At 60.7% G+C, this 12,834-nt stretch carries 14 protein-coding genes; 2 read left to right on the top strand and 12 right to left on the bottom strand.

Annotation, left to right across the window (positions count from 1 at the left end; genetic code table 11):
* Position 1: 1 nt before the first annotated feature.
* The 6 genes from ACQ5BM_RS12355 to ACQ5BM_RS12380 all read right to left on the bottom strand — a co-directional run bounded on the left by ACQ5BM_RS12355 (position 2) and on the right by ACQ5BM_RS12380 (position 4,525).
* Positions 2 to 301, bottom strand: a complete 300-nt coding sequence (locus ACQ5BM_RS12355) for a (2Fe-2S)-binding protein (protein ID WP_429811296.1) — start codon at positions 299 to 301, stop codon at positions 2 to 4.
* Complete coding sequence (locus ACQ5BM_RS12360) at positions 285 to 1,406, bottom strand: NAD(P)/FAD-dependent oxidoreductase (protein ID WP_429811298.1); 1,122 nt, start codon at positions 1,404 to 1,406, stop codon at positions 285 to 287. Before ACQ5BM_RS12360 ends, ACQ5BM_RS12355 begins: the two co-directional genes overlap by 17 nt.
* Positions 1,407 to 1,471: 65 nt before the next feature.
* Positions 1,472 to 2,299, bottom strand: coding sequence for a lysine/arginine/ornithine ABC transporter substrate-binding protein (locus ACQ5BM_RS12365; protein WP_429811299.1), 828 nt, complete (start codon positions 2,297 to 2,299; stop codon positions 1,472 to 1,474).
* Between the two features lie 35 nt (positions 2,300 to 2,334).
* On the bottom strand, positions 2,335 to 3,114 hold the full coding sequence (locus ACQ5BM_RS12370) for an ABC transporter ATP-binding protein (protein WP_429812004.1): 780 nt from the start codon (positions 3,112 to 3,114) through the stop codon (positions 2,335 to 2,337).
* On the bottom strand, positions 3,114 to 3,833 hold the full coding sequence (locus ACQ5BM_RS12375; protein WP_429811301.1) for an ABC transporter permease: 720 nt from the start codon (positions 3,831 to 3,833) through the stop codon (positions 3,114 to 3,116). Before ACQ5BM_RS12375 ends, ACQ5BM_RS12370 begins: the two co-directional genes overlap by 1 nt.
* The gene (locus ACQ5BM_RS12380; protein WP_429812007.1) at positions 3,830 to 4,525 is read right to left on the bottom strand and encodes an ABC transporter permease; all 696 of its coding nucleotides are present in this window, start codon (positions 4,523 to 4,525) and stop codon (positions 3,830 to 3,832) included. Before ACQ5BM_RS12380 ends, ACQ5BM_RS12375 begins: the two co-directional genes overlap by 4 nt.
* A gap of 159 nt (positions 4,526 to 4,684) precedes the next feature.
* On the opposite strand from ACQ5BM_RS12380, the gene ACQ5BM_RS12385 reads away from it, so the two are divergent.
* Positions 4,685 to 5,572: a LysR family transcriptional regulator gene (locus ACQ5BM_RS12385; protein WP_429811302.1), complete on the top strand. Its 888-nt coding sequence runs from the start codon at positions 4,685 to 4,687 to the stop codon at positions 5,570 to 5,572.
* A gap of 102 nt (positions 5,573 to 5,674) precedes the next feature.
* Here ACQ5BM_RS12385 and ACQ5BM_RS12390 read toward each other — a convergent pair whose 3' ends face one another.
* Genes ACQ5BM_RS12390 through ACQ5BM_RS12405 form a run of 4 tightly spaced genes read right to left on the bottom strand, consistent with a single transcriptional unit; the run spans position 5,675 to position 9,089 of the window.
* The gene (locus ACQ5BM_RS12390) at positions 5,675 to 5,998 is read right to left on the bottom strand and encodes a MoaF-related domain-containing protein (protein ID WP_429811304.1); all 324 of its coding nucleotides are present in this window, start codon (positions 5,996 to 5,998) and stop codon (positions 5,675 to 5,677) included.
* A 50-nt stretch (positions 5,999 to 6,048) separates the two neighbouring features.
* On the bottom strand, positions 6,049 to 7,251 hold the full coding sequence (locus tag ACQ5BM_RS12395) for an MFS transporter (protein WP_429811306.1): 1,203 nt from the start codon (positions 7,249 to 7,251) through the stop codon (positions 6,049 to 6,051).
* A gap of 13 nt (positions 7,252 to 7,264) precedes the next feature.
* Positions 7,265 to 8,089, bottom strand: a complete 825-nt coding sequence (locus ACQ5BM_RS12400) for an aldo/keto reductase (protein ID WP_429811308.1) — start codon at positions 8,087 to 8,089, stop codon at positions 7,265 to 7,267.
* A gap of 16 nt (positions 8,090 to 8,105) precedes the next feature.
* Complete coding sequence (locus tag ACQ5BM_RS12405) at positions 8,106 to 9,089, bottom strand: TIGR03571 family LLM class oxidoreductase (RefSeq protein WP_429811310.1); 984 nt, start codon at positions 9,087 to 9,089, stop codon at positions 8,106 to 8,108.
* Positions 9,090 to 9,176: 87 nt separating this feature from the next.
* Here ACQ5BM_RS12405 and ACQ5BM_RS12410 point away from each other — a divergent pair, with 87 nt between their 5' ends.
* Complete coding sequence (locus tag ACQ5BM_RS12410; RefSeq protein WP_429811312.1) at positions 9,177 to 10,097, top strand: LysR family transcriptional regulator; 921 nt, start codon at positions 9,177 to 9,179, stop codon at positions 10,095 to 10,097.
* A gap of 188 nt (positions 10,098 to 10,285) precedes the next feature.
* Here the strand turns inward: ACQ5BM_RS12410 and ACQ5BM_RS12415 are convergent, their stop codons facing one another.
* On the bottom strand, positions 10,286 to 10,927 hold the full coding sequence (locus ACQ5BM_RS12415) for a hydrolase (protein ID WP_429811314.1): 642 nt from the start codon (positions 10,925 to 10,927) through the stop codon (positions 10,286 to 10,288).
* Between the two features lie 325 nt (positions 10,928 to 11,252).
* Positions 11,253 to 12,818, bottom strand: coding sequence for an MFS transporter (locus tag ACQ5BM_RS12420; RefSeq protein WP_429811316.1), 1,566 nt, complete (start codon positions 12,816 to 12,818; stop codon positions 11,253 to 11,255).
* Positions 12,819 to 12,834: the final 16 nt, after the last annotated feature.

Here is a 12,834-nt window from a genome sequence, read left to right on the forward strand (position 1 = left end):
GTCAGTTCTCCGCGTCCAGCGAGCGCGCGCCGCTTTGTGATGAGATCGCCATGCCCTCGCGCACGATGGACATGCAGGCTTGCCGGTTTTGAACGCCGTCTATGGTGACCAGGCACTCGAAGCAGACGCCCATCAGGCAATAGGGCGCGCGTGGGTGGTTGCCGACGACGCTCCTGCGCAGCGTGCTGATGCCCTGGCTAAGGAGCGCTGCGGCCACCGTCTGCTCCGCGCCGACGCACATGGGGATGCCGTCGAACGTGATGGTGACGGTTTCCGCCGCTTTATCAATTCTGCGAAACATGAAACCTCCGGCCGGGGAATGTGTTGCCGGCAAGTACAGCCTGTTGGGTGGCGATCTCGCCGGCGACGACGAGCGCGTGGATCGCGGCAAGCGTCACGCCGGAATGGCACATCGCCACATAGGCGCCGGGATAGGCGGCCGATTGCTCATATATGGGCAATCCGTCGGGTGTCTTGACGCGGAAGCCGGTCCAGGAGCGAAGAACGTTGACACCGCTGAGACACGGAAACGTCCGGATGGCTCGATCGGCCAGAACTGCGCTGATGTCCTGGTTGGTGGCGATCGAGTCCGTGTCGGTTTCCTGGCTGTCGCCGATCATCACGCCGCCTTCGTCAGCCTGTCTCAGCGTCGCCGAGGTGTAGGGGAAAAACAGCCGACACTTTTCGGTGACGAGGATCTGCCCCTTGCTGCGCACGGCGGGCGCGTGAATACCCACCATCGCGGCGAGCCGGCTATTGCCGACGCCAGCCGCGAGAACGATGCGTTTGGCGAAAACCTCGCCCCAGGAGCCCTTCAATTGGAATCCGCCCGATCGAGGGTGGATCTCATCGATCTCGCAATGCGGTTCGTAGCGCGCTCCAAGATTTATCATGCCGGTATGGAGCGCCCGGAGCAGGCGGAGCGAATTCACGTCGCCATCCATTGGAGAATAGATCGAGCCGACCACATCGCGCCCGATAGCCGACACCATTTTCGCGGTCTCTGCGTGGTCGAGCAGGATATGCTTCGGGGCGTCATCGCCGAGTTCGCGCGCAACCGTCACGACCTCTTCATGTGTCCGTTCCAGCTCGGCTTCGCTCAACGCAAAAGTGAACCCCCCGTTTTGCTTCAGCGCGACGTCCACGCCGGAAGTCTCGTGCAATGCGGCGGCGAATTCCGGCCAAAGTCGGGTCGAGCGCATCGTCCAACGTGCATAATGGGGAGCGCCGAGACCCTTGCCCTGAACCCAGATCAGGGCAAAGTTGGCGCGAGACGCCCGCAGCGACAGATCCTCCCCGTCAAGAAGCAGCGGGCGCTCACCTGTGCGCGCCAAGCCCCAGGCAAGGGCAGCGCCCACAAGGCCGGCTCCAATGATGACGATGTCCTGATCTGGCAATCTGCGCATGCTTTTCGATCCGTATGCCGGCGGCGTCGGCCCGTCCGAAGGTCGGACGGGCCGGTTGTCGAAGCTTATTCCTGCGGGCTCACGTCCACCTTGAACCACTTCTCGGAGAGGTTCTTCACCGTGCCGTCGGCGACGGCAGCCTTGATGACGTCATCGAAACGGGCCTTCAAGGCAGTGTCTTCCTTACGCAGTCCGACGCCGATCATGCCGAACACCTTGCCCGAGAAGAGCGGGCCGGTGAGTTTGGCACCCTTCATGTCGTCCTTTTCGAGTGCAGCCGCCAGAACGGTCGCATTGGCCACGACAGCGTCGAGGCGCGCGCTCGCGAGATCGAAGTTGTGCTCTTCGGTGGTCTTGTATTCGCGAACGTCGACGCCATCGCGGAAATACTGTTCCATGAACGCGGAGGCCGTGGTGGAACCCTGCACGCCGACAGCCTTGCCCTGGATCTTCTTGGCAATCTCTTCAAGCACCGGTTTGGCGGCTTCGGAATCGACTGAAAGCGGCTTGCCTGTTTCCGGCAGGTTGGCGAGATCACTGTCTTCCATCGCGGCAAAGGAATTGATTGCAGCCGCGTAGGGGGCAGAGAAGGCCATCACTTCCTCACGCTTTGGCGTGATGCTCATGGCTGCCATGATGGCGTCGTATTTGCCTGCGGTGAGCGAAGGGATGATACCATCCCAGTTCTGAGCGACGATTTCGCACTTGGCTTTCATGCGCCCGCACAGTTCGTTCGCCAGATCGATTTCGAAGCCTTCCAGCACGTTGTTGGGGCCGGAAAAGTTCCACGGTGCATAGGCGCCTTCGGTGGCGATGCGGATGACGTCCTCCGCTTGCGCAACATGGGCCGTTGCCAGCAGGCCGACGGCGGACAAGACAATCTTCAGTTTCATGCGTTCTCCTCTCTACGTTTTTTTGGAAGTTGGTTTCAGGCGTTCTGCTTGGAAATGAACTGGCGGAAACGTTCGCTCTTCGGCTTCGAGAAGACCTCCTCAGGGCGACCGTCCTCTTCGATCAGCCCCTTGTGGAGGAACAGAACCCGGCTCGAGACGTCGCGGGCGAAGCCCATCTCATGGGTGACGACGAGCATCGTGCGGCCGTCGGCAGCGAGATCGCGCATGACCTTCAGGACCTCGGCCACCAGTTCCGGATCGAGCGCCGATGTGGGCTCGTCGAACAGCATGATCTTGGGCCGCATGGCGAGCGCCCGGGCAATTGCTGCGCGTTGCTGCTGGCCGCCTGAGAGATGGGCTGGATAGAAGTTGCGCTTGTCGGCGATCCCAACCCGCTCGAGGAGAGCTTCGGCTTCCGCAAGGCACTCGGCGCGGTTGCGCTTTTGCACGTGGATCGGTGCCTCGATCAGATTTTCCAGGATCGTCAGATGTGACCAGAGATTGAAGGACTGGAACACCATCGTCGCCTGCGAGCGTAGCCGCAACAGTTGTTTCTGATCGACAACGCGCGGGGCAAAGCCGGAGCGCTGTGCGAGTTTGTAGCTCTCACCATGAATGGAGATTTCGCCCGCATCCGGCACCTCCAGCATGTTGATGCAGCGAAGGAGCGTGGACTTGCCCGACCCCGACGCTCCGAGGATCGAGACGACTTCACCCTGATTGGCGCTCAGCGAGATGGAATGCAGCACCTTGTAGGCACCATAGCTTTTTTCGAGCCCAGTGATTTTCACTGCCGGAGCAACGGGAGCGTTCATCATGCATTTTCTCCTGCGGCACGTCGGTAGAGGGGTTGGCGCTGTGCGGCTGAAAGCCGGTATTCGATCAGCTTGAACATCCGGCTGACGATGAAATTGAGCAGCAGATAGATCGCCCCGGCGGCGATGAAGATCTCCACGGGCCGGTAGGTCGCCGAGATGAGTTTCGCCGCCAGCCCCGTGACTTCCATCATGGTGACGGTCGAGGCCAGCGCCGTCGACTTCACCATCAGGATCACTTCGTTGGAGTAGGCAGGCAGCATTTGCCGCAGCGCCTGTGGGGCAATGATGCGGCGGATGAGGGTGAACCCGCTCATCCCATAGGCGCGCGCAGCTTCGATCTGTCCGGCCGGAACGGAAAGCACGCCGCCGCGGATGATTTCGGCGCTGTAGGCTGCGGTGTTGAGCGCGAGCGCCAGCGCCGCGCACCAGTATGCCTCCCGCAGGAATGGCCAGAGGAATGTTTTGCGCAGTTCGGGAAACTGGCTGAGGCCGTAATAGATGAGATAGAGCTGAACCAGAAGCGGCGTGCCGCGAAAGATGAAGATATAGAACCGCGCCAGGAGATCGAGTGGCGGCCAGGTCGATAGTCTCAACGCCGCAAGAACAGTTGCGAGAATGGCGCCGGAGGCGACGGACAGTAGCATCAGTTGAAGCGTCAGCGGGATGCCGCCACAAAGCCGCACGAAGGCGTCGTAGATGAAAGGAAGATCGATCATAGCGCCCGCCTGATCCCGCGCATGGCGCGTTTCTCTGCAATCCGGAACAGGACACCCGAGACGAAGCTGATCAGGAGGTAAAGGACCGCAGCCGTCAGGAAGAAGGTGAAAGGTTTGCGTGTCGAGCCTGCGCCGATCTGTGCCTGACGCATCAGTTCGATCAGTCCCACGACCGAGATGAGGGCAGACTCCTTCAGCACCAGTTGCCAGACATTGCCGACACCCGGGATTGCGAACCGCGTCGCCTGGGGCAGGATGATGCGGCGAAACAAAAGATGGTTCGGCATGCCGTAGGCCTTTGCCGCTTCAATCTCGCCCTTGGAAAGAGCGAGTACGGCGCCGCGATAGACCTCGGCCTGATAGGCGCCCGATACCACCCCGATCGCCAAGGCGCCGGTCAGGAAGACAGGCGCGCTGATGAAGCCCTGCGAACCGAACAGAGCGCCGAGTTGGCTCAGAACCGCGCTGCTGCCGAAATAGAAGAGATAGATGACAAGCAGGTCGGGGATGCCACGCAGGATCGTGGTGTAACCATCGGCCACGATCCTCAGAGCGCGTAGCGACGAGAAGGACGCTGCCGCGGACAGGGAGCCGAAGATCGCCCCGGCGACAAAGCCGCTGAGGGCAACACAAAGCGTAACGCCCGTCGCCCTGAGCATGTCCATGCCCCAGGCTCCTTCGGCAAACCCCATGAGATCGAGATATGCGCTCAAAGCACCCACCGGTTTGTTCCCTTGGTGCGGCGCCTCGGTCAGACGCCACGGTTTGTTTTCCAGTGGGTTTGACAGCTTGCTTCAATACCGTCAAATTCGTAATCAGGCCGCGAGCATAACTAAATATTATGGTGATCGATGAACCTGCGTCAGGTGGAAGCTTTCCGAACCGTCATGTTGACGGGGAAGATGACGGCAGCAGCGGAACTGATGTCCATCACTCAGCCGGCGGTGAGCCGGCTGATCCGCGACTTCGAGATCGATACGAAACTGAAGCTGTTCGACCGGAGGGGAAACCAGCTGACGCCTACGCGGGAAGCATTGACCTTGCTTCAGGAAGTGGAGCGCGCCTATGTCGGCCTCTCGCGCATCAAGGCGTTTGCGGAGGAGATCGGTCGACAGAATGCCGGGATGCTCCGCATTGCCGCCATGCCGGCATTGGCCAACGGGATCATGCCGCGCTTCCTCGCGCAGTTTCTGCGCGAGCGGCCGAACGTTCATGCCTCCTTGAACGGTATTCCGTCGTCTCTGGTTATCGAGGCGGTCGCATCGGGGCAGGTGGACCTTGGCTTTGCCGATGGTCCTCTCGACCGTCCCGGATTCCTGATCGAGACCCGTCCGATACCTGCGGTCGTAGCGGTTCCGGCGGGACACAGGCTTGCCGATCGGCAAAACATCATGCCTGCCGATCTCGCCAACGAGCGCATGATCACTCTGGAGCCGGGCACGTTGTTTGCCATGCGCGTGGAAGTGGCGCTCGCCGGCGTTCCACGGTCCTCAACGTTGGAAACACGTCTGTCTCACACCGCGTTGACGCTGGTCTCCGAGGGAGCAGGCATTGCAATCATCGACCCGTCGTCGGCGACCGAATTCCGCGGACGGGGCGTTGTCGTCAGGCCATTCGGCATCTTCGTCGACGCTGGCTTCCTCGCTATCCGGCGCAGTCAAGGTTCCGATAGCGTCCTCGCCGAACGGTTTGTGAGCGAGTTCTGGAGTTACCATGAAGCGCTGCTTGCGGGAGACTAGATGTTCGGTCTTGCCGGAGTCCGCCGCTTCAAGCAGCTTGGCTCGGCGGCGCACGATCTCGCGGTAAGATCGAGCGCCCCGGCACATACCGAACGGGTCCGGTTACAGCTCGGGTGATTGCCCCAAGCTTCCTTCGAGGCGGAAGAATTGCCCCTGGCGCGTCGTGAAGAAGGAAAGCGATCGCCCGGCCTGAAAATCATCGACATGGACGACGGTCGAGCCGTCCGCTTCCTGCCAGGAGATGGCATAAGTTTCGCCACCGAGCCGGCGCCATTGGTATTCAACGGTGCCGGATACTCCGGCCATCGGGCCTGAAGTAATTTCATAATTGAGTGTATTGCCGTCGGAACTGTAGGCGTTAATTGCCACCAATTCTCCGTAGTCGACTTCAAAACGCTTCCCGGCATGGGGAAATGCATCGGTCATTTTTTATCTCCGTTCCATGAGATACCGGGGTTTCGAGCGTCCGGCATCGGCTATTGATGTGCCGGCGCAGTCTTTTTTGCCCGCGCTCCGATGGTCACCAAGGCCAAGCCGGCAGCAGCCAGCAGGCCACCTGCAATCGGAATGGCTTCATAGCTTAAGCCTGCGCTCAACGCGCCTCCACCGACCGCTGCTCCCAAGGCGTTGCCGAGGTTGAATGCGCCGACATTGATGGAGGAGGCGAGACCTGGGGCCTCGGCGGCTGCTTGCATCACCCGCATCTGCACCGGCGGCACGATCGCGAAGGTTGCCACACCCCAAATGAGGAGCCCGATTGCTGCGCCGATATGGGTGGTCAGAGCCAAGGGCAGAAGCAGCATGATGACGGCCAGAGCGGCAAGAAAGATCTTCGTTGCCCCGTCCAGCGACCAGTCGGCCAGACGTCCGCCGAGGCCATTACCGATCGTGAAGCCGACGCCAATCAAGACGAGCGCGAGCGTAACGAAGGTCTCGGATGCATCTGTAAGGTTCGCAAGCACGGGCGCTACATAGGTGTAGAGCGTGAACATCGCGCCGGCGCCCATGACGGTCGTGGCCATTGCAAGCAGGACGACCGGTCGGCTGATCACTTTGAGCTCTTTTGCGACGTCCGGCATCTTGCCCGCTTCGCCGCGCGGCAGGGAAAGCCACAGAGCGGCTATGGCCACGGTGCCGAGAACTGCGGTTCCGGCAAACGACATGCGCCAGCCAATCTGCTGACCAATCCAGGTTACTGCCGGAACCCCGCCGACATTGGCGATCGTCAGGCCCATGAACATGGTGGCGACAGCACTTGCGCGTTTCTCCCGCGGAACGATGCTCGCCGCCACAATTGAACCGAGGCCGAAGAAGGCGCCGTGGTTGAGGCTCGTCACGAGGCGGGCCGCAAGCAGGGTCCAATAGTCGGGCGCGAGGGCTGAGAGAATGTTGCCGAGCGTGAAGATGCCCATGAGCAGCATCAGCGCCGTACGCTTGCCGAAGCGCCCAAAGGCCAAGGTCATGATCGGCGCGCCGACCATGACGCCAATGGCATAGGCGCTGACGAGGAGACCGGCCGTCGGGATCGACACGTTAACGCCGTCAGCGATGACCGGGAGGAGGCCCATAGGTGCAAATTCGGTAGTGCCGATGCCGAAGGCACCGATTGCGAGCGCCAGAAGCGGCCAGTTGAAGCCAGCCGACAGCGCCGCACTTTCCTGTGCGTTTGTAGCACTCATTGCGAATTCTCCGTTATTTGTCCCAGACGGGCGCCAGTCCGGGAGGGTTGACCAGCCGGCCATCGGTGCGCGCGAGTTTTGAAATCGCCACCATGTCCTCCGCGCTGAGCTCGAAATCGAACACATCGAAATTCTCTGCAACGCGTTCCGGCTTGGCTGTCTTTGAGAGAGCGACGAAGCCACGCTCGATCAGCCAACGAATTCCGACCTGCGCTGCCGTCTTGCCATGCTTCCTGGCGATCGCCTGCAGAGCCGGATCGCGCGGCACTTCACCGTCTGCCATGCCGTAATAGGCGGTCACGGCGACACCGGCCGACGTGGCGGCTTCCGCCAAGGCATTCTGGTCGAGATAGGGATGCGCCTCGACCTGATTGGTTACGATCGGGGCAGCGCTACGCGCGATGGATTCCTGCATCTGCGCGATGTTCTGGTTGCTGACGCCGATGAAGCGGGTCTTGCCTGCGGCCTGAATGGCATTCAGCATGTCGACCTGATCGGAAATTGCGGCCTCGTTGGCCGGCCAGTGCAGGAGCAGCAGGTCGACGTGATCGACCTGGAGCTTGTCGAGGCTTTCGTCGACGGAGGCGGCAAATCGTTCCGGGCGATAGTTGTCCACCCAGACCTTCGTGGTCAGAAAGAGATCCTCGCGGCGCACGCCGGCCTTCTGCAAGGCGCGGCCAAGGGCAGCTTCGTTCTGATAGATCTGTGCCGTGTCGAAATGGCGGAAGCCCGCTTCCAGGGCGGCAGGAATGACGTTTTCGACTTCGGCGTCCGACATGCGGAAAACACCGAAGCCAAGCGAAGGGATAGCCGCTCCGTGCGAGTTGACGAATTTCATATATGTCTCCATGGGTTCAGGCAGCATGAATTGCGGGAGCTTTGCCGAGTTGCGGCATGACATCCGAGGCAAGCTCCTCGATGACCTCTGCCAGTGGGCGGTTTGATTGCCGAAGATTGATCGCTATGTGATCGACGCCCGCCTGCGCGAGCGCTCCAAAGTGTTCGACCAATGCCTTGCGGCCGAGGCGGGCACCGAAGCGGATTGGCTGGGCGCCTGCGTTGGCATCATCCTGCAGATCGAGATGAAACGCGCTGATGAACACGCCTTTGCGCGCGGTCGCATCGGACCAGGCCCGGGTCTGCATTGCGAGTTTGTCCAGGCTGCCGGGATAGACGAAACGGCCGTCCATGTTCGCGGCAAGCCAGGTATCGTCCTGGCGCGCTTGCCCGGCGACAATGAGCGGAATGCTTGCCTGGGCCGGACGCGGAAGGAGATCGAGCGTCGGATCACGTCGGCCGTCAACCGGCAAACCACCCGGTTGCCAGGCCTGCCTCATGTAGCCGACGGCCTCGCGAAAGTGTTCGCCACCGCTCTGGAAATCGAGGCCGAGCAGCGGATATTCGACGGGACGGTCGCCGGAAGCAACACCGAGGAGGAGTCGTCCTCCCGACAGGGCGTCTACCGAGGCGGCGGCCTTCGCCGTCAGCAGCGGATGACGGATTGGCAGCACGACGGCCGCCGTGCCAAGTGCCATACGGCGGGTCACGCCGGCGAGGAAGCCGAGCAGGGTGAAGACGTCGTAGACTGAACCGGCATCGCCCATGTTGACCTGGGCGAAGACAGGCACGTCACGAGCCCAAACGGCGGCGAAGCCGAGCGCGTCGGCCCGCCGTATCAGATCCGCCTGCGATGACAGATCCGGTACGCCATGGGGGCGGCCGGTGGCGCGCGCCCGCGCCAGGCCCGCGGGCGACCAATCGTTGTCGAGCGGCAATTCGATGCCGAGGGTCATGACATCTGGCTTGCGGATCAGGTTGAGAGCTGAGATTTTTGACATGGCGAACAGATATGCGGCGGCTATCCGCTTGATAAGGCGCTGCCATTGCACATCTTCTGTGAATGCCTTTCACAAATAGGATTCGTGATGGATAACCGAACAGGGGAAATGCAGGTCTTTCTCCGCGTCGTCGACGCCGGCAGCTTTTCAGAAGCGGCGCGCCTGCTGCGCATGACGCCATCGACAATCAGCAAGTTGATCGCGAGGCTTGAGACCCGCCTCGGCGTGCGGCTCTTCGAGCGCTCGACCCGGCGGCTCTCGCTCACGACCGAAGGCCGGATATATTACGAACGCGGACAAATGCTCCTGAGCGAGTTCGACGAAGTCGAGCGTGAGCTTTCGCAAGGGGCGTCGAGCACCGGCGGAACGGTTCGCGTCAATGCGTCCGTTGCCTTTGGGGTACTTGCGCTCGAGCCGCTGTTGCCTGCGTTCTGGCAGGCGTACCCGAACGTCGTTGTCGACCTGTCGCTTTCCGATGAAATCGTCGACCTTTATCTCGATCGCACTGACGTGGCGTTTCGTATCGGACCTTTGCCAAATTCCACGATGATGGCTCGCAAGATCGGAACGGCGAAACGAAAGATCGTGGCTGCACCAGCCTATCTGGATAAAAATGGAACCCCGATGTCCGTGGATGACCTGGCCCGGCATAATTGCCTTGGGTTCAATTTTCGCCGTTCGGCGCCGGTTTGGCCGATTAAGGAAAGCGGGCGAATCGTTGATCGGGCGGTCCACGGGGCGTTACTTGCCAACAACGGCGAAACGGTTCGCAGGATGGCTGTGGCAGGTGTCGGTCTCGCGAGGCTTGGCGACTACCATGCCCGGGCCGACATCAAAGAGGGCCGTCTCGTCGAAGTGCTGACGGATGTGGTTGCCGAGGATGAGGAAGAGATCCATGCACTCTTCCTCGGTGGAGGACGCTTGCCCCAACGCGTCAGAGTGTTCCTTGATTTCATCTGTCCACGGCTGCAGCGTTTTCTCGGGAGCGTACCCGCGGGCGCTCCTTGAATATGTCGGGACGCCCCAAGGACAGCCGGCCATCGAAAAACGGCTCCGTCCTAGCCTAGACCTGGTCCCGCAACCGAACGAGTAGCTCTCCTGGTTCCCGGCATGCAGCGCTGCGGTCAGCATGATCGCTGACGCAGAATTGGATGATCCGCCGGCGCCGTCGCTCGACGGCACCGGCCAATTGATGACTATTCGGCGCGATCGTAGGAGAACTGAATACCCGCCGTCCCGCCAGTTTGGATGAACAGATCGATGAACGCAGGCACGGTCTCGCTACGCTTCCAGTCGCGCTGGAGCTCGCAAAACAGCTGGACGGTGGAAATCAGCTTTCCGCCAGCCTGTTCGATGCGGCGCAACGCCGCCTCATGCGCGGCGACCGAAGTGCCGCCTACAGCATCGACGGGAACGTACACTTCATAACCTTCGGCGAGCGCGTCAATTGCCGGGAAGGTAAGGCAGGCCTCGGTCCAAAGCGCGGTCATGACAAGCTTCTTACGGCCGGTTTCCTCAACCGCCTTGCGGAATTCGACGTCCTCCCAGCTATTGATGCTGGTACGATCGTAGGTGGGATACTCGGCGAGCGCCTTTTGGACATGAGGCACGGGCGGCTTGTTGAGACCGGTTTTCACGTTCACGGTCGAATGGACGATTGGCAAGCCATAGGCGACGGCCGCCCTTGAGCAGCCGACAATGTTGTTGAGCAGCAGCTGCCGATCCATCGACGCGATAGAATTCACTTGGACTGGCTGATAGTCGATGATGACGAACGCGGCGTTTTTGGGGGTGAGGAGGCGGTCCTTGATGGGATCGCGGATTGGTTCGCTTGCCATGTCTTCTCCCTTCCATCAGTTGTGGCGCCATGGCCCTGGCCCCGTCAGGACACCTTGTGGGCAGGACATCTTGTGGGGTGGTTTTGCGAGGCGATCAGGCTCCTGAATATTAGCAGACTTGGCAACCCTCGATAAGGCGACCATAGCGAAACCGGTGTTTCCCTATACCGAACAGACGATGCTGTGGGTCGCGGCAATGAAGATGCCATCAGTCTAGACAGCAAAGCTGCGGCGACGCCACGAACGCTGTTCTGATAGAGAGAACGTGTTTCGGCCGGGTCACGGAGCACGGCCGCCGAGGATGCTTGAATAACAGCTGGTCGGGTCACAGGAAGCGACCAGGCAGGGTGGGACGGCGCATAGCCAGCGCGGCGGCGGCACAAAGGAGCGCCACAATGCCCAGCACCAACAATGCGTCCGCATAGCTGAGCACGAATGCCTCCCGTTGAACACTGCGTCCGAGAAGTGCCGTGGCCTGAGCGAAGGCGTCCTGGCCTGCTGAACCACGAGATCGAAGCTGGGAAGCAAGGGTTTCCAGACGCGCCGCCACATCCACGTTTCCGCTCTGGACGTGCAGACCAAGAAAATTCGAATGGACCTGTTCCCGAACCCTGACGAGAGTGGTCACAAGCGCCATGCCGACGGCGCTGCCCTCCGTTCTGACGATGTGCACCAACGACGCGATCCACGGAATTTCTGGGAAGTTGATATCCTCTGTAATAACGACCATCGTCGGGACGGCGATGAGTGGTGCCCCGATGGCCTGCAGCATCGCACCGACGAGAAAATCATCGCCAATCCAAACACTTGTGAGGTTTGTTGCAACGAATATTCCCGCCCCCGTGAGCAAGCCGCCCGCCGCCAGTAGGTTGCGAGGATCGATGCGGTATGCGAGCCAGGCAACGAAGGGCGCCAGCATAAGCTGCGGCAGAATGGTCATGAGGAACAGTTCACCGCTCTCCAGCGCACGGTAGCCTTGAACGCGAATGAGATACTGCGGGATGACGAACGCCGAAGACGCGATGGCGATGCGGGTTGCAAACATCACGGCCAGGCCGAGTGCGATATTGCGGCGAAAGAGAAGTTTTGGGCTGACAACCGGGTTGGGGTGCAACATTGCATGGACCAGATAGGCTCCCACCAGGAAAAAGCCCGCCAGCATCAACCCCACAATCAAGCCGGAATTCAGCCAGTCCAGCCGGTTGCCTTGATCAAGGGCCGCAACTATCGCCGCAAGGCCAAGGGAAAGAGCGAGCAATCCGAATCCATCCGGACGCCGGAACCGCATGTACTTTATAGGATCTCTGACGAGGCCGTAGACTGCCGCTACCACCGTTATGGCGCCCGGCACTGCGCTTAGCCAAAAGAGAAAATGCCATGAAAGATGCTCGATGATCCATGCCTCGAGTGCGACCGAAAGGCTCGGGGTTGCCGCCGACACCAGCGCATAAAGCGACAAGCCATAAAGCCGCTGGTTTTGAGGCAGGTGACGCATGATGACCGCGTAAGCCATAGGGATGAGAATCCCAGCACTCAAGCCGCGCAGAGCTTGAAGCGCGAGCAGCCAGTGAAGGTCAGGGCTGAGTGGAGCCACGAGCGAAAACAGGGAGAAGAGAGCCGCCCCAACAATGACGCCTCTAGCCGGAGATAGGAGTCCCCGGAGCCAAACAGCCGCCGGAATTGCCGCGACTTCGGCCACGAGATACGCCGTCGTTATCCACGAGGCTTCATCCAAGCCCAGCCCCAAGGCTCCTCTGATATCGGCGAGGCCAATCTCTGTCAGCCTTGAATTGAGGATCGATGTGAAGGTGCCGAGGAGAACCGCCGCAATCGCGACCACGGTCTTTAAACTTGGGGTGGACCGATGCGCCCGCTGAACGATGACACTCATGATTGAACTTCCGCGA

It is taken from the genome of Ensifer sp. B1-9, assembly GCF_050474445.1.
Taxonomy (GTDB): domain Bacteria; phylum Pseudomonadota; class Alphaproteobacteria; order Rhizobiales; family Rhizobiaceae; genus Ensifer.